The 25,327-nt window shown below is 67.6% G+C and carries 22 protein-coding genes and 1 other RNA gene; 11 read left to right on the top strand and 12 right to left on the bottom strand.

Annotated features, from left to right (window positions below):
• Positions 1-92 precede the first annotated feature (92 nt).
• Positions 93-2,435: a polyribonucleotide nucleotidyltransferase gene (gene pnp / locus QP045_RS07580; RefSeq protein WP_422514364.1), complete on the top strand. Its 2,343-nt coding sequence runs from the start codon at positions 93-95 to the stop codon at positions 2,433-2,435.
• 127 nt (positions 2,436-2,562) lie between these two features.
• Positions 2,563-3,603, top strand: coding sequence for a sensor histidine kinase (locus QP045_RS07575; RefSeq protein WP_422514363.1), 1,041 nt, complete (start codon positions 2,563-2,565; stop codon positions 3,601-3,603).
• A gap of 97 nt (positions 3,604-3,700) precedes the next feature.
• Here QP045_RS07575 and ssrA read toward each other — a convergent pair.
• Positions 3,701-4,039, bottom strand: a transfer-messenger RNA (tmRNA) gene (ssrA, locus tag QP045_RS07570).
• A 48-nt stretch (positions 4,040-4,087) separates the two neighbouring features.
• Between ssrA and QP045_RS07565 the strand changes: the two genes are divergently transcribed.
• Positions 4,088-4,519 carry an RrF2 family transcriptional regulator gene (locus QP045_RS07565; protein ID WP_422514416.1) on the top strand — a complete coding sequence of 144 codons (432 nt, stop codon included), beginning with the start codon at positions 4,088-4,090 and terminating at the stop codon, positions 4,517-4,519.
• Between the two features lie 28 nt (positions 4,520-4,547).
• Here the strand turns inward: QP045_RS07565 and QP045_RS07560 are convergent, their stop codons facing one another.
• Complete coding sequence (locus QP045_RS07560; protein WP_422514362.1) at positions 4,548-5,609, bottom strand: mannose-1-phosphate guanylyltransferase/mannose-6-phosphate isomerase; 1,062 nt, start codon at positions 5,607-5,609, stop codon at positions 4,548-4,550.
• Positions 5,610-5,782: 173 nt separating this feature from the next.
• Between QP045_RS07560 and QP045_RS07555 the strand changes: the two genes are divergently transcribed.
• Genes QP045_RS07555 through QP045_RS07540 form a run of 4 tightly spaced genes read left to right on the top strand, consistent with a single transcriptional unit; the run spans position 5,783 to position 11,420 of the window.
• Complete coding sequence (locus tag QP045_RS07555; protein WP_422514361.1) at positions 5,783-7,171, top strand: TIGR03013 family XrtA/PEP-CTERM system glycosyltransferase; 1,389 nt, start codon at positions 5,783-5,785, stop codon at positions 7,169-7,171.
• On the top strand, positions 7,172-9,217 hold the full coding sequence (gene prsK, locus QP045_RS07550; protein ID WP_422514360.1) for an XrtA/PEP-CTERM system histidine kinase PrsK: 2,046 nt from the start codon (positions 7,172-7,174) through the stop codon (positions 9,215-9,217).
• A complete protein-coding gene (gene prsR, locus QP045_RS07545; RefSeq protein WP_422514359.1) occupies positions 9,214-10,563 on the top strand; it encodes a PEP-CTERM-box response regulator transcription factor in 1,350 nt (449 codons plus the stop codon). Before prsK ends, prsR begins: the two co-directional genes overlap by 4 nt.
• Before the next feature lie 38 nt (positions 10,564-10,601).
• Positions 10,602-11,420, top strand: coding sequence for a DUF815 domain-containing protein (locus QP045_RS07540; protein WP_422514358.1), 819 nt, complete (start codon positions 10,602-10,604; stop codon positions 11,418-11,420).
• A 7-nt stretch (positions 11,421-11,427) separates the two neighbouring features.
• Here QP045_RS07540 and QP045_RS07535 read toward each other — a convergent pair whose 3' ends face one another.
• A complete protein-coding gene (locus tag QP045_RS07535; RefSeq protein WP_422514357.1) occupies positions 11,428-13,206 on the bottom strand; it encodes an ABC-F family ATP-binding cassette domain-containing protein in 1,779 nt (592 codons plus the stop codon).
• Positions 13,207-13,317: 111 nt separating this feature from the next.
• On the opposite strand from QP045_RS07535, the gene QP045_RS07530 reads away from it, so the two are divergent.
• From QP045_RS07530 to QP045_RS07520, 3 genes are all read left to right on the top strand, one after another.
• Positions 13,318-13,635, top strand: coding sequence for a hypothetical protein (locus QP045_RS07530; RefSeq protein WP_422514356.1), 318 nt, complete (start codon positions 13,318-13,320; stop codon positions 13,633-13,635).
• Between the two features lie 21 nt (positions 13,636-13,656).
• Positions 13,657-14,337 (top strand): response regulator transcription factor, encoded by a 681-nt coding sequence (locus QP045_RS07525; RefSeq protein WP_422514355.1) that lies wholly within the window; start codon positions 13,657-13,659, stop codon positions 14,335-14,337.
• Between the two features lie 151 nt (positions 14,338-14,488).
• Positions 14,489-15,796, top strand: coding sequence for an ATP-binding protein (locus QP045_RS07520; protein ID WP_422514415.1), 1,308 nt, complete (start codon positions 14,489-14,491; stop codon positions 15,794-15,796).
• Positions 15,797-15,823: 27 nt separating this feature from the next.
• Here QP045_RS07520 and QP045_RS07515 read toward each other — a convergent pair whose 3' ends face one another.
• The 6 genes from QP045_RS07515 to QP045_RS07490 form a co-directional block, all read right to left on the bottom strand.
• Positions 15,824-16,819: a winged helix DNA-binding protein gene (locus QP045_RS07515; RefSeq protein ID WP_422514354.1), complete on the bottom strand. Its 996-nt coding sequence runs from the start codon at positions 16,817-16,819 to the stop codon at positions 15,824-15,826.
• A gap of 73 nt (positions 16,820-16,892) precedes the next feature.
• Positions 16,893-18,410, bottom strand: coding sequence for an NAD(P)(+) transhydrogenase (Re/Si-specific) subunit beta (locus QP045_RS07510; protein ID WP_422514353.1), 1,518 nt, complete (start codon positions 18,408-18,410; stop codon positions 16,893-16,895).
• Between the two features lie 99 nt (positions 18,411-18,509).
• A complete protein-coding gene (locus tag QP045_RS07505) occupies positions 18,510-18,812 on the bottom strand; it encodes an NAD(P) transhydrogenase subunit alpha (protein WP_422514352.1) in 303 nt (100 codons plus the stop codon).
• Between the two features lie 15 nt (positions 18,813-18,827).
• Positions 18,828-19,349, bottom strand: a complete 522-nt coding sequence (locus QP045_RS07500; protein WP_422514351.1) for a nucleoside 2-deoxyribosyltransferase — start codon at positions 19,347-19,349, stop codon at positions 18,828-18,830.
• A gap of 7 nt (positions 19,350-19,356) precedes the next feature.
• A complete protein-coding gene (locus QP045_RS07495; protein ID WP_422514350.1) occupies positions 19,357-20,487 on the bottom strand; it encodes a Re/Si-specific NAD(P)(+) transhydrogenase subunit alpha in 1,131 nt (376 codons plus the stop codon).
• Position 20,488: 1 nt separating this feature from the next.
• A complete protein-coding gene (locus tag QP045_RS07490; RefSeq protein ID WP_422514349.1) occupies positions 20,489-20,632 on the bottom strand; it encodes an aa3-type cytochrome c oxidase subunit IV in 144 nt (47 codons plus the stop codon).
• 122 nt (positions 20,633-20,754) lie between these two features.
• Here QP045_RS07490 and QP045_RS07485 point away from each other — a divergent pair, with 122 nt between their 5' ends.
• Entirely contained in the window at positions 20,755-22,185 is a 1,431-nt protein-coding gene (locus QP045_RS07485; protein WP_422514348.1) for a sigma-54-dependent transcriptional regulator, read from the top strand.
• A gap of 7 nt (positions 22,186-22,192) precedes the next feature.
• On the opposite strand, the gene QP045_RS07480 is transcribed toward QP045_RS07485, so the two are convergent.
• The 3 genes from QP045_RS07480 to QP045_RS07470 all read right to left on the bottom strand — a co-directional run bounded on the left by QP045_RS07480 (position 22,193) and on the right by QP045_RS07470 (position 25,172).
• The gene (locus QP045_RS07480) at positions 22,193-22,657 is read right to left on the bottom strand and encodes a hypothetical protein (protein ID WP_422514347.1); all 465 of its coding nucleotides are present in this window, start codon (positions 22,655-22,657) and stop codon (positions 22,193-22,195) included.
• 181 nt (positions 22,658-22,838) lie between these two features.
• On the bottom strand, positions 22,839-23,945 hold the full coding sequence (gene folP / locus QP045_RS07475) for a dihydropteroate synthase (RefSeq protein WP_422514346.1): 1,107 nt from the start codon (positions 23,943-23,945) through the stop codon (positions 22,839-22,841).
• Between the two features lie 96 nt (positions 23,946-24,041).
• A complete protein-coding gene (locus QP045_RS07470) occupies positions 24,042-25,172 on the bottom strand; it encodes a site-specific DNA-methyltransferase (protein ID WP_422514345.1) in 1,131 nt (376 codons plus the stop codon).
• Between the last annotated feature and the right edge of the window lie 155 nt (positions 25,173-25,327).

Here is a 25,327-nt window from a genome sequence, read left to right as displayed (position 1 = left end):
GACTTGGTTCCGAGCCTAACGGCTCACCCCTGCGGGCAGACGCCCGCAAGCTGCCCCGGCAGGCATAGGGCCGCCGGAGTGAAGGAAACGACATGTTCGATATCAAGAAGACCAGCATCGAGTGGGGCGGCAAGACGCTGACGCTCGAGACGGGCCGCGTTGCCCGCCAGGCCGACGGCGCAGTGCTTGCGACTCTCGGCGAGACGGTGGTGCTGTGCGCCGTCACGGCCGCCCGCTCGGTGAAGGAAGGGCAGGACTTCTTCCCGCTGACCGTTCACTATCAGGAGAAGTATTCGGCCGCGGGTCGCATCCCCGGCGGCTTCTTCAAGCGTGAGCGCGGCGCGACCGAAAAGGAGACGCTGACCAGCCGCCTGATCGATCGCCCCATCCGCCCGCTGTTCCCGGAAGGCTTCTACAACGAGATCAACGTCATCGCTCAGGTGCTGAGCTATGATGGCGAGAACGAGCCGGATATCGTTGCGATGATCGCTGCGTCGGCTGCACTCACGATCTCGGGCGTGCCGTTCATGGGCCCGATCGGCGCTGCGCGCGTCGGTTATCAGGATGGCGAGTACATCCTCAACCCGACCCTGGAGCAGGTGAAGGAGGGCGAGCTCGACCTGGTCGTCGCCGGCACCCACGAGGCCGTGATGATGGTCGAATCCGAAGCCAAGGAGCTTTCGGAAGAGACGATGCTGGGCGGCGTGATGTTCGCCCACCGCGAGTGCAAGAAGGTCGTCGAGGCGATCATCGACCTCGCCGAGCAGGCTGCCAAGGATCCCTGGGAGCTGACCCCGGTCGTCGACCAGTCCAAGCAGAAGAAGAAGCTCAAGGACCTGATCGGCGCCGACCTGGTCGCCGCCTACAAGCTGACCGGCAAGCAGGACCGCCAGAACGCGATCAACGACGCGCGCACCAAGGCGCGTGAAGCGTTCGCGGACCTGAAGGAAAGCGATCCGGCCCAGTATCTGGGCGTGCTCAAGCTGGTGAAGAAGCTCGAGGCGGAAGTGGTTCGCACCGCGATCCTGAAGGAAGGCCGCCGCATCGACGGTCGCGACACCAAGACGGTGCGCCCGATCGAGGCGATGGTGCACTTCCTGCCGCGCACGCATGGATCGGCGCTGTTCACGCGCGGCGAGACCCAGGCGATCTGCTCGACCACGCTTGGCACCAAGGACGCCGAGCAGATGATCGACGGCCTGAACGGGCTCCATTACGAGCACTTCATGCTGCACTATAACTTCCCGCCCTATTCGGTCGGTGAAGTGGGTCGCTTCGGTGCGCCCGGCCGTCGCGAAGTCGGCCACGGCAAGCTCGCATGGCGCGCGCTGCACCCGGTGCTGCCATCGAAGGAAGAGTTCCCCTACACGATCCGCGTTCTGTCCGACATCACCGAGAGCAACGGCTCCTCGTCGATGGCGACGGTGTGCGGTGGCTCGCTGTCGATGATGGACGCGGGCGTTCCGCTCAAGCGTCCGGTTTCGGGCATCGCGATGGGCCTCATCCTTGAGGGCAAGGACTTTGCCGTGATCTCCGACATCCTGGGTGACGAAGATCACCTGGGCGACATGGACTTCAAGGTCGCCGGCACCAGCGAGGGCATCACCAGCCTTCAGATGGACATCAAGATCGCCGGTATCACCGAGGAGATCATGAAGGTCGCGCTGGCGCAGGCGAACGAAGGCCGTGCGCACATCCTGGGCGAGATGAGCAAGGCGCTGGGTGAGACCCGGACCGAGCTGTCGGCCCATGCACCGCGCATCGAGACCATGCAGATCGACAAGGCGAAGATCCGCGACGTCATCGGCACGGGCGGCAAGGTCATCCGCGAGATCGTGGCGACCACCGGCGCCAAGGTCGACATCGACGACGAGGGCGTGATCAAGGTCAGCTCGTCGGACGTGTCGCAGATCGAAGCCGCGATGAACTGGATCAAGGGCATCGTCGAAGAGGCAGAGGTCGGCAAGATCTACACCGGCAAGGTCGTCAACATCGTCGACTTCGGTGCATTCGTGAACTTCATGGGCGGCAAGGACGGTCTCGTCCACGTGTCCGAGATGAAGAACGAGCGCGTCGAGAAGCCGGGCGATGTCGTCACCGAAGGCCAGGAAGTGAAGGTCAAGGTGCTCGAGGTCGACCCGCGCGGCAAGGTTCGCCTGTCGATGCGCGTCGTCGACCAGGAGACCGGTGCCGAGCTGGAAGACACCCGTCCGGCACGCGAACCGCGCGAGCGCAGCGATCGTGGCCCGCGTGGTGACCGTGGCGACCGCGGCGGCGATCGTGGCGGTGATCGCGGCGACCGTGGCCCCCGCCGCGAAGGTGGCGATCGCGGCCCGCGCCGGGATCGCGGCCCGCGCCGTGAAGGCGGCGAAAGCGGCAAGAGCAACGATGATGGTGGCGACATCGGTCTGCCGTCGTTCATCACCGAGAGCTGATCGTACGATCCTTTCGGCATGAAGAGGGGGCTCGCGGTAACGCGGGCCCCTTTTTTCGTGACGTTTCCGACTCTTGGCGAGGACGGGCGATTGCCAGTGTCCGCGGCCTCGGGCAGAAGCGACCAGGATGGGGGCCAGGGACATATCGACGGGGCGGGCGCAGCAGCGCACCGCGAGGCGCCTGCTGGAGCGACTGCCCCTCGCAGCGGATCGACCGTGGCTGGCGCTGTCGATCACCCTCGCGTGCGTCGCGATTGCGGCGGTGCTCCGCTGGCTGGCCGACCCGTTGCTGCCGCCTGGCTTCCCCTATGTAACCTTCTTCCCGACGGTCATCCTGATCGCCTTCCTGTTCGGGACGCGGATGGGGACGGTGGCGGCGGTACTGTGCGGGGTGATCGCCTGGCATTTCTTCATCCCACCTGCCGGCAGTCTCACGCTGACGCGGTCATCGACCGTGGCGCTGCTCTTCTATGCCTTTGTGGTCGGGACCGACATCGCGCTGGTGCACTGGATGCAGCGCGCCAATCGCAAGCTGGGGCGTGAGCGCGAGCTCAGCCGCACTCTGGCCGACACCCGCGAACTGCTGTTCAACGAGCTCCAGCATCGTGTTTCGAACAACCTTCAGGTCGCAGCCGGGCTGTTGTCCGTGCAGAAGCGGCAGGTGACGGACCTTCAGGCGCGCGCTGCGCTGGACGAGGCCGCGCGCCGGCTGGGGCTGATCGGCCGGATCAGCCGCCAGCTCTATGATGCGGCGGGCGCCACCCGCAACATGCGTGAGTTCCTGGAGCCTCTCTGCGCCGACGTGGTCGAGGCAAGCGGCCGCACGGGCATCCGCTGCTCCATTGATGTCGCGGAGGACGCGATCCTGTCGCCGGACGCTGCAGTGCCGCTGGCGCTGATCGTGGCAGAGGCCATGTCGAACGCGATCGAGCATGGCTTCAAGGATCGCGACAGCGGGAATATCGACGTCCGCCTGGCCCGCAGCGGCGACGGGATGGTCATCGTCGAGGTGCGGGACGACGGGCACGGCCTGGCAGAGGGGTTCTCGATTGACGCTTCGGACAGCCTGGGACTGCGGATCGCGACCATGCTCGCGGGGCAGCTCAACGGCCGCTTCGAGATGATTGGCGGCGCGGGCACGACCGCACGGCTGGTGCTGCCGGCCTGACCCGGCGGGAACAAGAGTTCTCCGCACGCAACGCGCGCCAAAGTCCGTCAAATCTGGGAGTGGGGAGCTTCTGTTGCCCGGTGCCCCCCGTACCGCTGGAATCCGCTTCTGTTGCCCGGTGCGGTCCAACCGCGCATTTTAGAATAACCTTAGGCCGTTAAGCCTTGGGGTTACGCCGCAATAGCGAGTGCTTCGTTATCGTTGGCACTTGTGTACGGGCCGTTGCGGTGGTCCCATTCCGAGCGAAAACAGCGCCTTTCAACACACGTCGATCCTGGTTCGGCCCCGTCAGGACCGGCCTGGAAGGCCAGTTCTGGTGGAGCCGCCGGGTACTGCCCCCGGGTCCGCTGCGCCTAGTCTACGCCGCAGTTTATCGCCATAGCCGGCCGAAGCCGACAAAATGCATATAGACGCTCGGTTTGGGCAATTAAAGCCTGCCGTGGTCTTTTCATGGCCACAATGCACTGGCATGGGCTTGACCATTATGTTGACCCAGCGTTCCCGGTATGCGCTGCGCGCAATGTTGTTCCTGGCCGCCCAACCTCCGAGCGTCGCACCCACCCCGATGCACCGGATCGCGACCGGGGCCAATGTCCCGCGCAAGTTCCTAGAGCTGATCCTGGCGGACCTCCGCGAGGCCGGCTTCCTGCTGTCCACGCGGGGCAAGGCGGGGGGCTATCGCCTTGCTCGCCCGACGCACCTGATCTCTCTGGGCGAAATCATCCGTGTGATCGAGGGGCCGCTTGCGCTGGTGCCATGCGTCAGCCGCACCGCCTATCGTCCCTGCGGCGATTGCAAGGACGAGGCGGCATGCGCGATCCGCATCGCCATGGCGCGGGTGCGCGACGAGACCGCGCGCATCCTCGACGGTACCAGCCTGGCGGATGCGACGGCCGAGGAACTGGCCGCCGCCTGATCGCGGCGGCGGCAGCGGCGCAGGCGGCTCAGGCGTCCCTCTCCTTCATCGCCTCCAGCAACCGCTTCACTTCCTGCGAGCGGCCGCGCGGCAGGATGAGGATGTCCTCGCCGCTGGCGACCACGATCAAGTCCTTGACCCCCACCATCGCGATGCGCGCGCGATCGCTGCGGACGAGGCAGCCGGTGGTGTCGATCGTCAGCACTTCGGGGCCGCAGACATTGTCGTTCTCGTCCCGGGCGCTGATCGCGTGAAGTGCGTCCCAGCTGCCGACATCGCTCCAGCCCATCGACACCGGGACGACGGCGACCCGCTCCGCCTTTTCCATCACGGCATAGTCGATCGACTCAGAGGGCGACTCCGCGAACGCATCGGCATCGGGGTAGACGCGCTTTCCCTCCCGTCGCGCGCGGTCCATCGCCGTCTGGCTGGCGACCAGCATCGCCGGGGCGTGGGTGCCCAAGGCCCCGAGGTACATGTCCGCGCGAAACAGGAAGATGCCGCCGTTCCAGGCGTGATCGCCATCGGCCAGCATTGCCTCGGCACGATCGCGCGGCGGCTTCTCCACGAAACGCGCGACGCGGTGCGCGCCCGGCGCGATCGCTTCGCCGACCTTGATCCAGCCATAGCCGGTTTCCGGCGCATCGGGGGTAATGCCGAAGGTGACCAGCCACCCCTCTGCCACCAGCGGCAACGCCGCCTCGATCGCGGCATGGAAGGCCGGGACGTCGGCGATGACATGGTCCGACGGCATCACCAGCAAAGGGGTGGCATCGCCGCCAGCCGCGACAGCCGCCAGCGCGATTGCCGGCGCGGTGTTGCGTGCCATGGGCTCGAGCACCAGGGCCTGGGCCGCAGCCCCGATCTCGCCCAGCTGTTCCTCGATATCCTGCGCGTGTGCGGTGCTGCCGACGACGATCGAGGCGGCGAACCGCGGGCCCGATGCGCGGCGCGCCGTCAACTGGAGCATGGTTTCTTCGGCCGTCAGCGAAAGCAGCTGTTTGGGACGTTCGCGCGTAGAGATCGGCCACAGCCGGGTTCCCGATCCTCCCGACAGGATAACGGGGATGATCGCGGCTTCGAACGGCATGTAGCGCTTCTCCATCGAAAAAGGGTGCCGAACGGGGCACAAGCCATTAGACGCCAGGACGGTGCAGCGCACAATGCTCAGTTGATGCCCGTGTTCAGCTTTTCTTCGGTTATTGTTGCGAGAGGGAAGGAGTGCCGGTCGGGCGTATGCACCCGGCCAGGAAACCGGGCTTTATGATCAGGCTGTTCAAGCACTATATCCCTCATGCCGTGCTGTTGCTCGGCATTCTCGATTTCGCGCTGTTGATGGTGGCGGGCGAACTCGGCTGGATCGTGCGTGCGAGCCAGATCGACATGGCGGTGGAGCCGATCCACACCCGGATTCCCCAATTGCTGAGCTTTGCGGTTTCGCTGGAACTCGCGATGATCGCGGTCGGCGTCTACGGCGCCGAGGCGCTTCAATCGCTGCGGTTCGCGGCTGCGCGGCTGATCGTCGCGGTCGCGCTCGGCGCGATCGGGGTCGCCGTGCAGTTCTTCCTGGCCCCCGGGATCACGTTCTGGCGCTCCAACCTCGTCTACGCGATGGGCTTTGCCGTTGTGCTGCTGCTGCTGGTGCGGATCCTGCTCGGCCGGACCTTGGGCGGGCATGTCTTCAAACGGCGGGTGGTGGTGCTGGGCGCGGGGTCGCGCGCGGCGCGGCTGAAGGCGCTGGCGCAGACGCCGGGTGCCGCCTTCGTGGTGGTGGGCTATGTCGGCATGGGCGACGCCAAGCCGGTGATGCCCGAGGCGATCGGCCGCGAGGCGATCAGCAACCTTGCCGAGCATGTCGTGCTCCTCAACGCGGGAGAAGTCGTGCTCGCGCTCGAGGAGCGCCGCAATGCGCTGCCGCTCAAGGACCTGCTGCGGATCCGGACGACGGGCGTGCACGTCAACGAACTCTCGACCTTCCTAGAGCGCGAGACCGGCCGCGTCGACCTCGATACCGTGAACCCGTCATGGCTGATCTTTTCCGACGGCTTCTCGTCCGGACGCGTGTTCTCGAGCCTGTTCAAGCGGCTGTTCGACGTCACCGTCAGCCTGCTTCTGCTCACCCTGGTCCTGCCGGTGCTCGCCGTGGCAGCGCTTGCCATCAAGCTCGACAGTCGCGGGCCCGTTTTCTACCGCCAACGCCGCATCGGCCTCTATGGCCTGGGCTTCGACATCATCAAGCTGCGCTCGATGCGCATCGATGCCGAGGTGGGCGGCAACGCCGTCTGGGCGGAAAAGGACGATCCCCGCATCACCCGCGTGGGCCGGATCCTGCGCAAGCTGCGGATCGACGAGCTGCCCCAGTGCTGGAGCGTGCTGAAAGGCGACATGAGCTTCGTCGGGCCCCGCCCCGAACGCCCGCAGTTCGTCGACGAACTGGAACAGCAGCTGCCCTATTACGCCGAACGGCACATGGTGAAGCCGGGCATCACCGGCTGGGCGCAGATCAACTATCCCTATGGCGCCTCGCTCGACGATTCCCGGCAGAAGCTGGAATATGATCTCTATTATGCCAAGAACTACTCGCCCTTCCTGGACCTGCTGATCCTGCTCCAGACGGTGCGCGTGGTGCTCTGGCCAGAGGGTGCGCGCTGAATGCTGCCCGACCTCATCCTGTGGAGCCATGCGCTTGCCGCGCTGCTGTTCGGGATGCTGGCATTGTGGGCGGTCCAGGCGCCGGAACTGCCGGGATCGATCCGCACGAGCTTCGCCGTCGCGCTGGTGCTGACGGCGTTGTGGGCGCTGTCCGTCGCGGGCATCGGCAACGGCGATCCGGTCACCCTGGTGTTCGAGGGGCTGCGGAATCTCGCCTGGCTGATGGTGATGCTGGTCACCCACCGCTGGGGCGGCGCGCGCTACCTGACGCTGCCGGTCGCCTATGCCGCCGTCGCACTGGTGATCGTGCTGCAGGTGGTGCTGCAACTGCTCGCCACCGGCACAGACGTCCCAGCCGCCGCGGCGGAGCTGATGCGCACCGCCCTGTTGATGCGGGCGCTGTCCGCCGCGGCGGGTCTGGTGCTGCTCTATGGGCTGAACACCGGGCTGGGGCGCTCCGGCTTGCAGCTGGCGATGACGGCGATCGGCGCCCTGTGGCTGATCGACGTGAACTTGAGCGCGCTTCACTATCTGACCGGAGAGGCACCGCGCGAGTTCCAGGCCATGCGGGGGCTGGCGCTGGCGGCGCTCGCCGGGGTGATCGCGCTTGCCTTTCATCGCAGCGGAGGGCGCGAACTGCGCGTGTCGCGAACCGCGACGCTGCACTCGCTCTCGGTGCTCGGCCTGCTCGGCTACGTGTTAATCATGATCGCCGGCAACACCGCGCTTGCGAGTGTCGGCGGGACGCACGCCCGCATCCTCCAGACCGCGTTCGTGCTCGGGGCGACTGCCGCGATCCTGACGCTGATGTCGTCGGCGTGGCTGCGCGCCTGGGTGCGGGTCAAGCTTACCAAGCACCTCTTCCAGCACCGCTACGACTATCGGGTCGAGTGGGCGCGCTTCACGGAGACGCTGGGGCGGCCACAGGGGGCGGCACCGCTGGCGGAACGCGTCGCCAAGGCGATCGCCGACCTCACCCAGTCGCCCGCCGGCATGCTGCTGATCGCGGGTGACGAGGGACTGGAGCGCACCGCCGGCTGGAACTGGCCGGTGGACGGACCTGCGCCGGAACCCGCCGCCGCGCTTGCTCAACACCTCGCGGCGACAGGCCGGGTCATCGAGCTCGACGGTGCCCGCGCCGGCACCGCCGAGCGCATGGATTCGGATGCGGTGCCGGACTGGATGCTCGCCCTTCCCGAGGCGTGGATCATCGTGCCCTTGCCGCATCTGGGGCAATTGGTCGGAGCCATCCTGGTGGCGCGGCCGCCGCTCGACCGCGCGCTCGACTGGGAGGATTTCGACCTCCTCAAGATCGCCGGTCGGCAGGTCGCCAGCTATCTCGCCGAAGCGCGGGCGACCGAGGCCTTGCTGGAGGCGCAGCGGTTCGACGAGTTCAACCGGCGGTTCGCCTTCATCCTCCACGACCTCAAGAACCTGGTGAGCCAGCTGAGCCTCGTCGCACGCAATGCCGAGCGGCACGCCGACAATCCGGAGTTCCGTGCCGACATGGTCGCGACCCTTCAGGAGTCGGCGGCGCGGATGAACGACCTGCTTGCCCGGCTCGCGCAGCGCCAGCCCACGCCCGTAGGGGCAATCGGCGTGCTCGACCTGACGGCGCTGGCGCAGGGGATCGCGGAAGCGCGACGGGCGCAGCACCCGGTCGAAGTCGAGGGGGAGCAGCCGGTCTACGCGATCGCCGACCCGCTGCGGCTTGAACAGCTGCTCGGCCACCTCGTCCAGAACGCCGTCGAGGCGAGTGCCGCCGATGCACCGGTCACGCTGCGCGTCAGCGATGGCGAGGACATGGCCGTCATCGAGGTGGTCGACCGCGGGCACGGGATGACACCGGCCTTTGTGCGGGACCGGCTGTTCAAGCCCTTCGTCTCTTCAAAGCCCCATGGTTTCGGCATTGGCGCCTTCGAGGCCACCCAGCTTGCCCAGGCGCTGGGGGGGCGGATCGAGGTGAGCAGCCGCGAAGGCAGGGGATCGACGTTTCGCGTGCTGCTGCCCCGCGCGCTCGCATCAACCATGGAGGAGGCGGCATGAGTGCCGAGACGCGGCGGCTGCTGATCGTGGAGGACGACCTGGGCCTCCAGCGGCAGCTGCGCTGGGCGTATGAAGGCTATGCAATCACCGCGGTCGGAACCCGCGAAGCGGCGCTCGCGGCGCTGCGCGCGGAGGAGCCGGCGGTGGTCACGCTCGACCTGGGTCTGCCGCCCGATCCTGACGGCACCACCGAGGGGTTCGCGACGCTGGAGGCAATGCTCGCGCTCAAGCCCGACACCAAGATCATCGTCGCGTCGGGGCACGGTGCGCGTGAAAGCGCGCTCAAGGCGATCGCGATGGGGGCATTCGACTTTTATTCGAAGCCGATCGACATCGACACGCTGGGGCTGATCGTCGCGCGTGCCTTTCACGTCCATGCGCTGGAGGCCGAGAACCGCCGGCTGGCCGCGCGGATCGATGGCGAAACGGCGCTGGGCGGCATGCTCACCGCAGCGCCGGAGATGCTGAAGGTCACCCGCACGATCGAGCGGGTGGCACCTGCCGATGTGTCGGTGCTGCTGCTGGGCGCGTCGGGCACTGGCAAGGAACTGCTCGCGCGCGGCGTCCATGACGCGAGCCCGCGTGCAGAGGGCGCTTTCGTGGCGATCAACTGCGCCGCGATCCCCGAGACGCTGCTGGAGAGCGAGCTGTTCGGACATGAGAAAGGGGCCTTCACCGGCGCGATCAAGACCACGGCGGGCAAGATCGAGGCCGCGCATGGCGGCACCTTGTTCCTGGACGAGATCGGCGACGTGCCGCTGCCGCTTCAGGTCAAGCTGCTCCGCTTCCTGCAGGAGCGGGTGATCGAGCGGATCGGGGGGCGCAAACCCATCCCGGTCGACACGCGCATCGTCTGCGCGACCCACCAGGACCTCGACGCGATGGTGGCCGACGGGCGGTTCCGCGAGGACCTCTACTACCGTCTTGCCGAGATCGTGGTGCGCATCCCGTCGCTTTCCGAGCGTCCGGGCGATGCCGGCCTGCTCGCACGGCACTTCCTGCGGCGGTATGCGCGGCAGATGAATGCCGGCGTGACCGGATTTGCCCCCGATGCACTGGCAGCGATCGACACCTGGGCGTGGCCGGGGAACGTCCGCGAGCTCGAGAACCGGGTGAAGCGCGCCGTCATCATGGCCGATGGCAAGCAGGTGACGGCTGCCGACCTCGATCTCGACCATGGCGAGGCGGAGCCGATCAACTTGAAGGCAATCCGCGAAGAGGCCGACCGCAACGCCATCCGCCGTGCGCTGGCCCGCGCGCAGGGCAACATCTCCGGCACGGCGCGCTTGCTGGGGATCAGCCGGCCGACGCTCTACGACCTGATGAAGGCGTATGACCTGCCCTGAGCTTGCCTGACGGCACCGCCGCCGGGTAGCGCGGGGACATGGACGCCCACACCGACACGCTCGCCCGGATCGCCGCCGCGCTCGAACGGCTGGCGCCGCCGCCGCCAACCGCGGCCGATCCGCTCGCGCATCCGGCCTATTTGTGGGACGGCACCGTGCTGAGCGCGGCGCGCGCGTTCGATCCGCTACCGCTCGACCTGCTCTCCGGCATGGATGCGCAAAAGGGGAGCTTTGTCGCCAATCTCCAGCGGCTGGCCGCCGGCATCGCGGCGCAGGACGTGCTGCTGTGGGGGGCGCGCGGGACCGGCAAGTCGGCGCTGGTGAAGAGCGCGGTCGCGGCCGTGCAGGCCGAGGGGACAGCCATCGCGCTGGTCGAGGTGGTGACGGCGCGGTTGGAGACGCTGCCGGCGCTGTTCCGGGCGATTGCCGACACGAACCGGGCGTTTGCGATCTTCCTGGATGACCTGGGCTTCGACCATCCCGGCGAGGCGCGGGCGCTCCGTTCGATGCTGCAGGGCGGAGCGGAGGCGCGGCCCGCCAACGCACGCCTGGTGGTAACCTCCAACCGCCGCCACCTGATGCCGCGCGACATCGCCGAGCAGGCGAGCGCGATCAATCCTCGCGATTCGATCGACGACAGCCTCGCGCTTGCCGACCGCTTCGGCCTGAGCCTTGGCTTCCACGTCGTCGACCAGGATGCCTATCTCGCGATCGTCACCGGATACTGCGCGACCCATGCGCTGCCGTTCGATCCGACCGACGCCGTGGGCTGGGCGACGCGCCGGGGCAGCCGCTCGGGACGGGTGGCGTGGCAATATGTGATCGACCTCGCCGGTCGCCACGGCCGGGCCCTGTAGCGCGGCCTCAGCCGGCCAGTGTCTCGATCTGCTCGGCCAGCTCCAGCCAGCGTTCCTCCGCCGCGTCCTTGTCGGCGCGCGCCTTGGCAACCGACGCCATCAGCGCGTCGAACTTCTTCGGATCTCGGGTGTAGAGGTCGGCATCGGCGAGCGCCGCTTCGTCGCGGGCGATCGCCTGCTCCAGCTTTTCGATCTGGCCGGGCAGCAGGTCGTAGTCGCGCTGGTCCTTGTAGCTGAGCTTGGTCGGCTTGGCGCGAACCGCCTCCGCCGCCGGCGCCGCCTTGGGCTTGCGCGCTTCGGCCTTGGGCTTGCGGCGCGCCTCCCAGTCGGCATAGCCGCCTACCACCACGTCCACCGTGCCCGATCCGTCGAGCCCCAGCGTCACCGTCACCGTGCGGTCGAGGAAGTCGCGATCGTGGCTGACGATCAGCACGGTGCCGGCATAGTCGCCGATCACCTCCTGCAGCAGGTCGAGCGTCTCCAGGTCGAGGTCGTTGGTCGGCTCGTCGAGGACCAGCAGGTTGGAGGGGCGTGCGAACTCGCGTGCCAGCAGCAGTCGCGAACGCTCGCCGCCCGAGAGGGTGCCGACCTTCGCCTCGGCGATGCTCGGGTCGAACAGGAACTCCTTGAGGTAGCCGTGGACGTGCTTGCGGACCCCCTGGACCTCGATCCAGTCGCCGCCGTCGGCGAGCACGTCGCGGACGCGCTTCTCCGGCGACATGAGCTTGCGTTGCTGGTCGATGACGATGCCGTCGAGCGTCTTGGCAAGCTTGATCCGTCCCGAATCCGGCGCCAGCTCGCCCGTTAGCAGGCGCAGCAGCGTGGTCTTGCCCGCGCCGTTGCCGCCGACGATGCCGATGCGGTCGCCGCGGCGTACCCGCAGCGAGAAATCCTTGATGACGTTGCGGTCGCCGAACGCCTTGGTGACATGCTCGGCATCGATCACCACCTTGGTCTTGGTGTCGTCGCTTTCGATCGCGAGCTTGGCGATGCCCTGCGGCCCGGTCATCGACGCACGGTCGGCGCGCATCTTGTGCAGCGCCTCCAGCCGGCCCTGGTTGCGCTTGCGCCGCGCGGTCACGCCGCGGTGGAGCCAGTGCTCCTCGATCTTGAGCTTGGCGTCGAGCTTCTCGGCGGCGCGCTGCTCCTCGGCCTGTACCGCCTCCATCCAGGCGTCGAACCCGCCGAAGCCGATCTCGCTGCGCCGGATGGTCCCGCGGTCCAGCCACAGGGTCGAGCGGGTCAGCCGGGTGAGGAAGGTGCGATCGTGGCTGATCGCGACGAAGGCGCCGTTGAAGCGGCCCAGCCATTCTTCCAGCCATTCGATCGCCGAGAGATCGAGATGGTTGGTCGGCTCGTCGAGCAGCAGGACGTCCGGGTTCATCGCCAGCGCCCGCGCGATCGCCGCGCGCCGCCGTTCGCCGCCGCTCGCGGTCGCCGCCTCACGCGACAGGTCGATGCCGAGCTGGCTGGCGATTGCCTCTACCTCATGGATTTCCGCGGCATCGTCGCCATGGGTCGCAAAGTCGTGCAGGGTCGCAAAGCCGGATACGTCCGGATCCTGTTCCAGGAGGACGACGCGGGTGCCCGGGACCACGGTGCGACGGCCTTCGTCGCCTTCCAGCGTGCCGGCAATAAGCCGGAGCAGCGTCGACTTGCCCGCGCCGTTGCGCCCGATCAGTGCCAGCCGGTCGCGCTGGCCGATGTGCAGGTCGAGCCCGCGGAACAACCAGCCGGATCCCTGGATCAGGCCGAGACCTTCGTAACTCAAAATGGGTGCTGCCATGGTGGCGCAGGTAGGCGGCTGCCGCACCGGGGGCAAGTTGCCGTGGTGCAACACTTGTGCCACCTGCCATATTCATAGGCTATTCAACGCGCTCACCCTATGCCAACCAGCATGAAGATGTTGTTTCGAGCCGGTCTCTGCGTGTGCGCACTGCTGCCTGTTGCAGCGGTTGCGGCTCCCGTGGCCGGCGTGCAACGCCATCGCAGTGACCAGGAAGCCGCGATGGAAGGCCGCAAGCAGGGCCGAATCCTGCCGCTGCGCGAGATCGAACGGCGCGTGACCGGCAAGATGCGCGGTGCGCAATACCTGGGCTTCGACTTCGACGCCGGCACTGCCATTTACACGCTCAAGTTCCTGCGCGATGGAGCCGTGATCTGGGTGGACGTCGACGGCCGGACTGGCGAGATTGTCGGCCGGACGGGAAAATAGAGCCTTCGCGAAAGGGTGAATATGCGCGTTCTGATCGTCGAGGACGAACCGAATCTGGGCCGGCAGCTGCGGGCGACGCTGGAAGGCGCCGGCTACGCCGTGGACCTCGCCACCGATGGCGAGGAGGGGCATTTCCTGGGCTCCACCGAGACCTATGACGCGATCATCCTGGACCTGGGCCTGCCCGAGATCGACGGGCTGACGGTGCTCGATCGCTGGCGGCGCGAAGGGCGCACCGCCCCCGTGCTGGTGCTGACCGCGCGCGACAGCTGGTCCGACAAGGTCGCCGGGCTCGACGCCGGGGCCGACGACTATGTCGCCAAGCCGTTCCAGACCGAGGAACTGATCGCGCGGCTGCGCGCGCTCATCCGTCGTGCATCGGGCAATGCCTCCGCCGAGCTGATCGCGGGCGACATCCGCCTCGACACCCGGTCGGGCAAGGTCACCAAGTCCGGCGAGCCCGTGAAGCTGACCGCGCAGGAATATAAGCTGCTGAGCTACCTCATCCATCACAAGGGCAAGGTGGTCAGCCGTACCGAGCTGATCGAGCATATCTACGACCAGGATTTCGACCGGGATTCGAACACGATCGAGGTGTTCGTCACGCGCATCCGCAAGAAGCTGGGCTCCGATGTGATCACCACGATCCGCGGCCTGGGCTACAGCCTCGACGAGCCGGGCGCGCCTGCGCCGCTGGCGTGATCCCGGGCCGGCCCCTGCAATGACAATCTGGGGCGGCCTGCTCGACACCTGGGCTGCGCGCCACGACAAGGCGGCCGCGCCGGTCCAGCCCGGTCCGGGCGATCCCCCGCCGCGCAGCTATGTGCGGGTGACGGGCTCACTCAGCCGCCGCATGATCCTGATCGCGGCGGTGTGGATCCTCTTGCTGCTGTCCGGCGGCGGCTATGCGCTCGACCGGGTGCTGAGCTCGGCGATCACGCGCAATTTCGACGACCAGCTCGACTATCTGCTGACCTCGATGATCGTGACGGCCGAAATCGGGCCGGACGGCGAAGTGGTGTTCAACCGCAACCTGGGCGACCAGCGGTTCCTGGAGCCCGGCTCGGGTCTCTACTGGCAGGTGAGCGGCAAGGGGTTCGAGCCGTTCCCCTCGCGGTCGTTGTGGGACCGCAAGCTGCCCGAGGGGCCGCCGCACCACGACATGGAAATCCACACCTACGACAGCAACGCCTTCCCGGACGAGAAGCTGCGGATCGTCGAGCGGGACCTGACCCTGCCGGGATCGCCGGTGCGCTGGCGGTTCCAGGTGGCGGAAACCCGCGACGTGCTCGACGCGCAGATCAACGCGCTGCGCCGTACGCTCATCCGCAGCTTCCTGCTGCTGGGGCTGGGGCTGATCGTGATGGCGGCGCTGCAGACCTGGTACGGGCTGCTGCCGTTGCGCAAGCTGCGCTATTCGATCGCGCGGCTGCGAAGCGGCGAAGCGTCGCGGCTGGAGGGGGCGATGCCGGCAGAAGTCGCGCCGATGGTCGAGGAACTGAACGCGCTGGTCGAGCACAACGACCGCCAAGCGGAAGAGGCGCGGCGCCACGCCGGCAACTTGGCGCACGCGCTCAAGACGCCGCTGACCGTCATCATGAATGCGGCGGCCGCCGGACAGGACGACCTCGCCGACACCGTCATTCGCGAGGCGCGCACCATGCGACGCCAGGTCGACCACCATCTCGCCCGCGCGCGCGCCGTCGGCCGCCGCGGGAGCGCACATAGCCGCACGCCGGTATGGGAATCGGTCGAGGCGGTCGAGCGGGCGGTGGGGCGGCTCTACCCCAATGTCCGGGTCGATGTGGACGGCGCCAAGAATCTGATCGCCCGGATCGAGCGGCAGGACCTGGACGAGATCCTCGGCAATCTGGTGGAGAACGCCGCGAAATATGGCGGCGGCAGCGTGTTCGTGACGGTGCGCGCCGACATGGGTTTCGCCGAGATCCTGGTCGAGGACGACGGCGTCGGCATTCCGGAGGCGGACCGCCAGCGCATTTTCGATCGCGGCGTGCGGCTGGACAGCGGCAAGCCCGGCACGGGCCTTGGCCTCGCCATCGTGCGCGACGTTGCCGAAATCTATGAGGGTACGGTCACGCTGGAAGAGAGCGAGGACTTGGGCGGGCTGCTGGTGCGGCTGCGCCTTCCCGCGTTCGGCTGAGGCAGCGCGCGGCGTGAGCCGCACTCTCTAGAGAATGTGCAGCCCCATGCGCCGTACGGCCATGGCGTAGCTGCGCATGCCGTCGAACGCGCGGTCGGTCAGTGCGACATAGGCACGGCGGCGGTCGTTCGGATCGTCCTCGCGCTGGAACAGCCCCGCCTCGGTCATGGTGGTGATCCAGCGCAGTGCGGTGGTGGGCGGCACTGCGGCAGCGATGCACAGGCTGGAAACCGACACCGATACCTTTTCCAGCCGGGCAGCCATCAGGTCGAGCAGCATGTCCCAGGCGGGATCGGCGAAAAGCTCCGCGTCGAAGAACTGGCCGCGCAACCGTCGCGCCCGGATGACCGAGCGGATCGCGGCGGGCTGTGGCAACAGGTCTTCGGTTTCCTGCTGGCCTCCCGTCTCGAACCGATAGCCGTCATGCGGCGGCGCCGGATCATAGGAATCGCGGGCGCCCTGTCGGCGAGAGGCATCGGCGAGGCTGAGGCGCGCCAGTGCGTCGGCGATGCGCGCGACCTCGTCGCTCAGGCGCCGGAGCCGCTCGCTCTCGCTCTCGTTCGCTCCCCCATATTGGATCGTTTCCTGGCGCCCGGCGATGGCAAGCGCGGCGACCCGTTCGGGAAGGCTGGGATCGCACAGCAACTGCACTTCGCCAGCGCTTGCCTGAGCCACGACCTGATCGAGTTGCGCAGCGCTGAAGGATAGGACCAGCCGCGCGTCATAGAAGTCGCTGACCGCCCGGCCCCATTGCAGCAGCCGGTCCAGCGTCTCGGGCTCCGCACCCGCGGCCTCGATCAGCACCATGTCGAGCGCGGGCAGGTCCCTGGGCGGGGCGGTATCCTCGGGATATCCGGTGGACGCGACAATCCGCGCGCCGATCATCTCTGCCGCATCGCTCGCGGTCTTCGCGCTGGACGGATCGTTCGCGACGATGAGCAGTCCGGCCGCCCGCGACGCCCCCTGCAGCGAACCGAAGCCCTGGTCCGGAGACTCAGAAGCGAGCGAAGACGATCCCAGCATGACGAGGCCCCAATCCCTTACCGGACGTTAAGCATCCGGCCTGGAGCATTCCTCGCATAGAAAAACACCAGTATCAATCGAGCGCCTTGACGATCTCTTCGGTCATCTTCTTGGCGTCGGCGAGCAGCATCATGGTATTGTCCATGTAGAACACCGGGTTGTCGACCCCGGCATAGCCGACGCCGCCCATCGATCGCTTTACGAACAGGACGGTCTTGGCCTTTTCCACATCCAGGACCGGCATGCCGTAGATCGGCGAGCTCTTGTCGGTCTTGGCAGAAGGGTTGGTCACGTCATTGGCGCCGATCACGAACGCGACATCGGTCTGTGCGAACTCGCTGTTGATGTCTTCCAGTTCGAACACGTCGTCATAGGGGACGTTCGCCTCCGCCAGCAGCACGTTCATGTGGCCGGGCATGCGACCCGCGACCGGGTGGATGGCGTATTTCACGCGGACGCCGTGCGCCTTGAGCTTGTCGGCCATCTCCCGCACCGCATGCTGCGCCTGGGCGACGGCCATGCCATAGCCCGGGACGATGATGACCTGTTCCGCCTGGCTCATCAGGAAGGCCGCATCCTCGGCCGAGCCGCGCTTCCACGGGCGGTCGATCGCAGCACCCTCGCCGGCGCCGCCGCTTTCCGCGCCGAAGCCCCCGGCGATGACGCTCAGGAAGCTGCGGTTCATCGCCCGGCACATGATGTAGCTCAGGATCGCACCCGACGAGCCCACCAGCGCGCCGGTGATGATCATCGCGCTGTTGCCGAGCGTGAAGCCCATCGCGGCGGCGGCCCAGCCGGAATAGCTGTTCAGCATCGACACCACGACCGGCATGTCCGCGCCGCCGATCGGGATGATCAGCAGGAAGCCGACCACGAAGGCGAGCACGGTCACCGCCCAGAACATCCACGGCGTCTGGGTGTGGGTGAACTGCGCGGTGAGCGCGAGGATCGCGCCGAGCACGGCCAGGTTGATGATATGGCGGCCGGGCAGCAGGATCGGCTTGCCCGACATGCTGCCGTTGAGCTTCAGGAAGGCGATGACCGAGCCCGAAAAGGTGATGGCACCGATCGCGGCGCCCAGCGTCATCTCGAGCCGGCTGACCGGATGAATTGCCGCGAAGGGCTGCCCGATCATCGGCACCACCAGTTCGGCAATCCCGAAGGCCACCGGGTTGAGGAAGGCGGCGGCGGCAACCAGCACTGCGGCAAGACCCACCAGCGAGTGGAAGGCCGCGACCAGCTGCGGCATGGCGGTCATCGCAATCCGCCGCGCGGTGACGAGGCCGATCACCGCGCCCAAGGCGATCGCGGCGAGGATCTCGAACACGGTCACCGTATCGATTTGCGCAAACAGCGGGCCTGTGGTCGAAACGAAGCCCGATGGATGGGCGACGACGAGCCCCACCGTCTGCACGGGCATGTGGGTGAGGAGCGTGGTGACCACGGCGATGGTCATGCCGGCCATGCCCAGGCGATTGCCGCGGCGGCTGGTGGCGGGCGACGAGAGGCCGCGCAGCGCGAGGATGAAGCAGACGCCCGCGATCAGGTAGGCAAGCGCCACCCAGGGGTTAACCGAAGCCGTGTGTTCCATCCTGAACCCCCTTTCCGTCTCCCCGGCGAGGGCCGGGGACCATCATTCCACCTGCGCTTGCGGCGCGATGGCTCCCGGCGTGGCGCCGGGGCGACGAAGCTAGTGTTTGGCGGCCGCGTCCGGCCGCTCCTTCTTCTTGTACATGGCGAGCATCCGCTCGGTGACGGCAAAGCCGCCGAAGATGTTGATGCTGGCGAGCACGACCGCGAGCAGCCCCAGCCACTTGGCGCCCGGGGCGCCGGCTGCTGCAGCGGCGACCAGCGCACCGACGATGATGACCGAGGAGATGGCGTTGGTCACCGCCATCAGCGGCGTGTGCAGCGCCGGCGTCACCTGCCAAACCACGTAATAGCCGACGAAGCACGCCAGCACGAAGATCGACAGGATCGAGACGAAGTCCATGGCCTTGCCCTTTCGTCAGCTGTTCCGGGGAATTGCGCGCAGGCAGGCTTCGAACGCCGCCCTTGCCGCCGGGTCCCCGTCCGCGACCGTCACCCATTTGCCGTGCGATGCGACTGCGCCGCCCAGCATCAGATTATCGTGGTGGCCGAAATCCTCGACCACGGCGTCCCTGTCGTCGCCGACCAGCGCCCGCATGCGGGTGGCGAAATCATCCCCTGCCGACGAATAGCCGTAGATCGGCCGGTCGAGCGCGGCGAAGAACCCGAGTTCGAAAGCCGTGCCGGCGTCCGCCCCGACGCCGCGGAACGGCGTCAGGTTGGCGACGATGGCATCTGCCGCCCGCATCCGCCCCAGATTCCCGCGGTAGATCGCGACCCCATCTTCGAAACTGCCGATCGCCGATGGGCTCGCCTCGACATCGAACGGGAAGATGCCCTCGAAGCCCAGCGACGCGCACAGGTCCAGCTTGTGCCGCGCGACCGCTGGTGCGTCGGGCAGGAACACGTCGGGACCGGCAAGATAGAGGCGGAGCGCCACCGGGGTCTCAGGCCTCCAGCAGCCGCGGATGCACCACCGCACCGTCGCGCGTCAGGCGAATGCCCTGGGTGACCTCGTCCTCGTCGGGAAGCACGGGGCGTCCCGCCTCCTTGTCCCAATAGGCGGAGAGGAAGTTGTAGAGGTTGCGCGCGAACAGCGCCGAGGTGTCGGCGGCAAGCCGGCTCGGCACATTGCGATAGCCAAGGATGCGCACGCCGTGGCGCTCGACCACTTCGCCCGCCACCGCGCCCTCGACATTGCCGCCCTGTTCGACGGCAAGGTCGACGACGATGCTGCCGGCACGCATCGTCTGAAGCTGTGCGTCGCTGATCAGCCGCGGTGCCGGACGACCCGGAATCAGCGCGGTCGTGACCACCACGTCCTGCTTGGCAAGATGGCTGGAGACCAGCTCTGCCTGCGCCTTTTGATACTCGGGCGACATCTCGGTCGCGTAGCCGCCCGATCCTTCACCCTCGATCCCGGCGACATTCTCCACGAAGATCGGCTTGGCGCCGAGCGACAGGATCTGCTCGCGCGTGGCAGAGCGGACGTCCGTGGCGGATACCTGAGCGCCGAGCCGGCGTGCGGTGGCGATCGCCTGGAGCCCCGCCACGCCGACGCCCATCACGAACACCCGCGCCGCCGACACGGTGCCGGCCGCGGTCATCATCATCGGAAAGGCGCGGCCATAGGCGGCGGCTGCATCGATCACCGCCTTGTAGCCGGCGAGGTTCGACTGCGACGAAAGGATGTCCATGGACTGGGCGCGCGTGATGCGCGGCATCCACTCCATCGCCAGCGCCTCGACCCCGAGCGCGGCATAGCCGTCGACGCGGGCGCGCTCGCCAAAGGGATTGAGGCTCGCGACGAGCCAGGCGCCGCGTTTGACGCCACCAAGCGATTCGGGCGGAGGGCCCTGAACCGCGAGGATCACGTCGGCGTCCGCCAGGACCTGCGCGCGCGGCCCCAGCGTGGCGCCGGCCGCGGCATAGTCAGCGTCCGCAATCGAGGCGCCGGTGCCGGCCCCGGTTTCCACGGCGACGCTGGCGCCCAGCTGGATGAACTTCTTGACCGTCTCGGCGGTCGCGGCGACTCGCCGCTCGTCCGCGGCGACCTCGGACAGAACGGCGATTTTCATATCAGGCCGCGATCAACCAGACGACCAGCGCAGTGATGATCAGGACCACAATCGTGGTCCATTTCATCAATGCCATAAACCCGTTGTAGGTTTCGGTATGGGCATTCACGTCGCCATTGCCGGCCATTTTCGGATCCCCTGCCATTTTTCCTTTAGAGCCAAGCTTAGCCGCGTGCCTAGAATCCGCCAACCCCAGTTGGCCAAGCTTAAGCGAGCCTTTACCCTCTGTGCTATATTACGACCGCAACGAGGCTTCGGGAGTTGGGGATGACGCGCAACGGCCAGCGCCTACTTCTGGTGATTGACGATGACCCTGCACAGCGCCGCCTGATCTCGGTGATCGCGGCGCGACGTGGCTGGCGGACGGTTTTCGCCGACGATATCGACTCGGCGCTCGAAACCCTTGCGACTCCGGACGGGCTGGCGCTGGATGCGATCCTGCTCGACCATCGATTCCCTGAATCCGAGGTGGAACTCGCCGGGCTGATCGCGGCGTTGCGTCGCAACCGCCCCGCGCTGCCGCTGTTGATGCTGACGTCGGATGGATCGGTCGCACAGGCGGTCGCGGCCATGCGCGCAGGCGCCAGCGATTTCCTGGTGAAGCCGCTCGCGCCGGAGCGGCTGCTGTCGGCGCTCGATGCTGCCGCAGGTGCCGCCGACACCGGCGAGCTTCGCCCGCTGGCCGAAAAGCTCTCCATGCCGCTCGCGTTCGACGAAGTGGTGGGGTCCGCGCCCCAGTTCCGCGCGGCGCTGGCGATCGCTGCCAAGGCGGCGCGGGCGCGTGTGCCGGTGCTGGTCGAGGGGGAGAGCGGCGTCGGCAAGGAAGTGTTGGCCGAGGCAATTCACGCAGCCTCGCCGCGCGCCCGGCGCTCGATGGTGCACGTCAATTGCGGCGCGATCCCCGGCAACCAGATCGAAAGCGTGTTGTTCGGACACGAGAAGGGCGCCTTCCCCGGCGCCTTCGAACGTCGCACCGGCCGGTTCGAGGAGGCCGACGGCAGCACCTTGTTCCTGGATGAGGTCGGCGAAATGCCGCTCGCCGTCCAGGCGAAGCTGCTCGACGCGATCGTGTCGGGCGAGGTGAGGCCGATCGGTGCCACCTATGCGCGCGGCGTCGATGTGCGGGTGATCGCCGCGACCAACCGCACGCTCGCCGACGAGGTCGAGGCCGGGCGCTTCCGCGAAGATCTCTATTACCGGCTCAACGTCGTCCAGCTCACCATCCCGCCGCTGCGCGAGCGGCCGGGGGATGTTGCGCCGCTGGCGCGGCACCTGTTGGCCCGAATCGGCCGCCAGCCCGGTTTGCGGGCGCTCGGCATCACCGACGAGGCGCTGGCGCTGCTCGCTGGCTATGATTGGCCCGGAAACGTCCGCCAGCTCCAGAATGCTTTGTTCCGCGCGGCGGTGCTGTGCGAGGGCGACGCGCTGACCCGCGCCGACTTCCCGCAGATCGCGCAGCTTTCCGACGAGGAGACCGTGCGGCGGCCCGCACCCGTGCGTCCGACCGAGGCCGGGGTGACCCTGTTCCGTCCGGACGGCAATCTGCGCGCGCTCGACGAGATCGAGGCCGATGTGATTCGGCTCGCGATCGGCCACTACCGTGGGCGGATGAGCGAAGTCGCCCGCCGCCTCGGCATCGGCCGCTCGACGCTGTACCGCAAGCTCGGCGAACTCGGGATCGACCAGAGCGCGGCCTGAGCGCCGATCACAGGCACGTCCGCTGCGCGTCCGCCACGGCGCGGGCGCGATCGTTCTGGGCCGGGCCCGGACGGATCTTCGTGGACAGGCAGGGTGTGCGCTCCAACGTTACCGGCAACAGGTACGAGGTCGGCCGGGTCGGCTGGTCGACATTCTCGACCACGTCGTAGCGCAGGATCAGCGCATCAGGATGGAAGCTGCCGTCCTCCTCACGCCCACGCCACTCGATTCGTTTCCCAAGTTCGCTGAAGCCGCCGCCACTGATCGAGGGCAGGCCCAGATTATGCTCGCGGCCGCCCATAACCAGTATGAGGTTCTGCCGCCCGTCCGCCTCGACGAGCTTCAGCCGATACCCGCCCAGGCCCGGACAGGCTGATTCGAAGAAGCCCGCTTCATCGGGAGCCGAGCGCACGACCTGGCAGTCCGCAAGGCTGGTGTAGCGGGAGACGCGGCCATCCGTGGTGGACGGCATTCCCGTCGCGCGCGAGCCTGTTGGCGTCGGCGTCGGTGCAGCCGTTGGTTCCTCGACGGCCGAGCCATTCCGCGCCGGCTCCTCAGGTGGGGAGCCGCCGCAAGCGCACAGGCAGAGCGCGAGGAGGGGGATGAATGTCCTCATGCCGCCACCAACGGGCCGGACACGCGATGGCTCCGCCTCATTCGGAGAGCGCCGTGTCGCGCAGGCCGCGCCAGACGCGGAGCGCCTGCACCGTTTCCGGCACGTCATGGACGCGGATCAACTGTGCGCCCATGTCCGCTCCCTTGAGCGCCAGCGTGAGGGAACCCCCCAGCCGCTGGTCGGCCGGTGCCTCGTTCGACAGCGCGCCGATCAGTCGCTTGCGGCTCGCGCCCAGCAGGATCGGGCAGCCGAGGCCATGGAAGATCGCAAGGCCGTTGAGCAACGCCAGATTCTCTGCAAGCGACTTGCCGAAGCCGATGCCGGGGTCGACCAGGATCTTCGCCCGGTCGACGCCGCCGTCCACCACCGCCTCGATCCGCTGCTCCAGCCAGTCGAACACGTCGGTCAGCACGTCGGTGTAGCGGGGACGGGCATGGCCTCCCGCCTCGGGGTCCGGCGAGTGCATCAGGACGACGGGGCAGCCTGCGTGGGCCACCACCTCCAACGCGCGCGGGTCGAACAGCAGGGCGGCGACATCGTTGACGATATGCGCGCCGGCCGCGAGCGCCGCTTCCATGACTTCCGCCTTGCGGGTGTCGATCGAGATGGCAGTGCCGCTTGCGGCGAGGCGCTCGATCACCGGAACGACCCGGGCGATCTCGTCGCCCTCCCAGACCGTCGCGGCGCCCGGCCGCGTCGATTCGCCGCCGACGTCGATCAGCGCCGCGCCGGCCTCCACCATGCGGTGTCCGGTGGCGGCGATCGCTTCCGCATCGCTGCCGTTCCTGCCGCCGTCCGAGAAGCTGTCCGGCGTGCAGTTTAGAATGGCGGCGACGCGCGGCTGATCGAGGCGAAGCACGCGTTCGCCGCAGGTAATCGGCGCGCGCTGTGCCGTGATGCGCCTGTGCAGCGTCTCGAGCCGCTCCCCCTGCGCGCTCGACACCCGTTCGAGGAGACGGGGGAAGTCGGCGAGCACTATTGTTGTCCGCACCCCGCTGGCGGGAACCAGCAGTTCATAGGCGGCGAACCATTGCATCCCGCCGGCGAGCCGGGCGGCCTGGCCGTCGAGGCCGACGGGCGTGTCGACCAGTTGCACCGGACGGAGGTGGAGCGTGGCGTCGGTTGGGATCGGGGGAACGGTCATCCCCATGCTTTCGCGCAACCGCGACGCTGCTGCAACGGCACCGCCTCCGGATCCCGCGGCCATGCTCCCGCGCGGGCGGGAACATGGGGCAGATGATCAGGGCTGGGTTGCGAGCAGGTAGGTCTGGCGCAGCGTGTCGATCGCCTGGAGGCGACCCTCGCTCTCGTGATGCCAGAAGGTCCAGCCGTTGCACGAGGGTGCGCCCTGGAGCGTCGCGCCGAGCTTGTGGATCGAGCCCGTCTCCACGCCACAGGCCAGCGAGCCATCGGCACGCACCACCGCCTGGAAGCGGCGCTTGGCATCGGTCAGCACCATGCCCGGGACGATCATGCCGTTTTCCACCAGCGTACCGAACGCGACGCGGGGCGTGCCCTTGGGTGCCTGCATCGTGCGCAGCGACGATTCGTCGAGCGGCAGTGCCTCGGCGATCCGCTGGGCAGCGGCCTCGATATAGACTCCCTCGCGCTCGATGCCGATCCAGCGGCGACCCAGGCGCTTGGCGACGGCGCCGGTGGTGCCGGTGCCGAAGAACGGGTCGAGCACGACGTCGCCCGGATGGGTGGCGGCCAGCAGCACGCGGTAGAGCAGCGCCTCCGGCTTCTGGGTCGGGTGGACCTTGTGCCCGTCCTTCTTTAGCCGCTCCGGCCCACCGCAGATCGGGAATTCCCAGTCGGAGCGCATCTGCAGCTCATCGTTCAGGGTCTTCATGCTGCGGTAGTTGAAGGTGTACTTCGACTTCTCGCCCATCGACGCCCAGATCAGCGTCTCGTGCGCGTTGGTGAAGCGGGTGCCGCGGAAGTTCGGCATCGGATTGGCCTTGCGCCACACGATGTCGTTGAGGATCCAGAAGCCCAGATCCTGGATGGTCGCGCCGACGCGGAAGATGTTGTGGTAGCTGCCGATCACCCAGATCGTGCCGTCCGGCTTCAGGATGCGGCGCGCCTCGGCCAGCCAGTCTCGGGTGAAGCGATCATAGGTCGCGAACGAATCGAACTTGTCCCACGCGTCGGTGACGGCATCGACATGGCTGCCGTCGGGGCGGTTGAGATCGCCGCCGAGCTGGAGGTTGTAGGGCGGGTCGGCGAAGATCATGTCGACCGACGCAGTCGGCAGCGCGCGCATGTGCGCGATGCAGTCCCCCTGCAGGATGGTGTCCAGCGGCAGGGCCGCGCGCGGTCCGGACGCCGATTTCGGCGTACGCGTCCGCACTTTCTCCAGCACCCCCATTGATTCACGCCCCCTTGTTAACCTGTGCGATCCTGCGGATCGGCGGACTCGGGTCAAGCAAACATTTGTTTACCAGATTCGCCCGCGATTCCCGGGAGATTCCCGAACGGGACCCCGATCCGAAGATGTTGAGTCTGTTGTTGCCATGATGCCCC

It is taken from the genome of Sphingomonas sp. 3-13AW, assembly GCF_049311085.1.
GTDB lineage: Bacteria > Pseudomonadota > Alphaproteobacteria > Sphingomonadales > Sphingomonadaceae > Sphingomonas.
This window is presented reverse-complemented; position numbering and strand designations above follow the sequence as displayed.

Excerpts from the sequence above, each read along its gene's own strand:
- pnp (WP_422514364.1), top strand. The coding sequence starts at position 93 with ATGTTCGATATCAAGAAGACCAGCATCGAGTGGGGCGGCAAGACGCTG.
- QP045_RS07575 (WP_422514363.1), top strand. The coding sequence starts at position 2,563 with ATGGGGGCCAGGGACATATCGACGGGGCGGGCGCAGCAGCGCACCGCG.
- QP045_RS07565 (WP_422514416.1), top strand. The coding sequence starts at position 4,088 with ATGTTGACCCAGCGTTCCCGGTATGCGCTGCGCGCAATGTTGTTCCTG.
- QP045_RS07560 (WP_422514362.1), bottom strand. The coding sequence starts at position 5,609 with ATGCCGTTCGAAGCCGCGATCATCCCCGTTATCCTGTCGGGAGGATCG.
- QP045_RS07555 (WP_422514361.1), top strand. The coding sequence starts at position 5,783 with ATGATCAGGCTGTTCAAGCACTATATCCCTCATGCCGTGCTGTTGCTC.
- prsK (WP_422514360.1), top strand. The coding sequence starts at position 7,172 with ATGCTGCCCGACCTCATCCTGTGGAGCCATGCGCTTGCCGCGCTGCTG.
- prsR (WP_422514359.1), top strand. The coding sequence starts at position 9,214 with ATGAGTGCCGAGACGCGGCGGCTGCTGATCGTGGAGGACGACCTGGGC.
- QP045_RS07540 (WP_422514358.1), top strand. The coding sequence starts at position 10,602 with ATGGACGCCCACACCGACACGCTCGCCCGGATCGCCGCCGCGCTCGAA.
- QP045_RS07535 (WP_422514357.1), bottom strand. The coding sequence starts at position 13,206 with ATGGCAGCACCCATTTTGAGTTACGAAGGTCTCGGCCTGATCCAGGGA.
- QP045_RS07530 (WP_422514356.1), top strand. The coding sequence starts at position 13,318 with ATGAAGATGTTGTTTCGAGCCGGTCTCTGCGTGTGCGCACTGCTGCCT.
- QP045_RS07525 (WP_422514355.1), top strand. The coding sequence starts at position 13,657 with ATGCGCGTTCTGATCGTCGAGGACGAACCGAATCTGGGCCGGCAGCTG.
- QP045_RS07520 (WP_422514415.1), top strand. The coding sequence starts at position 14,489 with ATGATCCTGATCGCGGCGGTGTGGATCCTCTTGCTGCTGTCCGGCGGC.
- QP045_RS07515 (WP_422514354.1), bottom strand. The coding sequence starts at position 16,819 with ATGCTGGGATCGTCTTCGCTCGCTTCTGAGTCTCCGGACCAGGGCTTC.
- QP045_RS07510 (WP_422514353.1), bottom strand. The coding sequence starts at position 18,410 with ATGGAACACACGGCTTCGGTTAACCCCTGGGTGGCGCTTGCCTACCTG.
- QP045_RS07505 (WP_422514352.1), bottom strand. The coding sequence starts at position 18,812 with ATGGACTTCGTCTCGATCCTGTCGATCTTCGTGCTGGCGTGCTTCGTC.
- QP045_RS07495 (WP_422514350.1), bottom strand. The coding sequence starts at position 20,487 with ATGAAAATCGCCGTTCTGTCCGAGGTCGCCGCGGACGAGCGGCGAGTC.
- QP045_RS07490 (WP_422514349.1), bottom strand. The coding sequence starts at position 20,632 with ATGGCAGGGGATCCGAAAATGGCCGGCAATGGCGACGTGAATGCCCAT.
- QP045_RS07485 (WP_422514348.1), top strand. The coding sequence starts at position 20,755 with ATGACGCGCAACGGCCAGCGCCTACTTCTGGTGATTGACGATGACCCT.
- QP045_RS07480 (WP_422514347.1), bottom strand. The coding sequence starts at position 22,657 with ATGCCGTCCACCACGGATGGCCGCGTCTCCCGCTACACCAGCCTTGCG.
- folP (WP_422514346.1), bottom strand. The coding sequence starts at position 23,945 with ATGACCGTTCCCCCGATCCCAACCGACGCCACGCTCCACCTCCGTCCG.
- QP045_RS07470 (WP_422514345.1), bottom strand. The coding sequence starts at position 25,172 with ATGGGGGTGCTGGAGAAAGTGCGGACGCGTACGCCGAAATCGGCGTCC.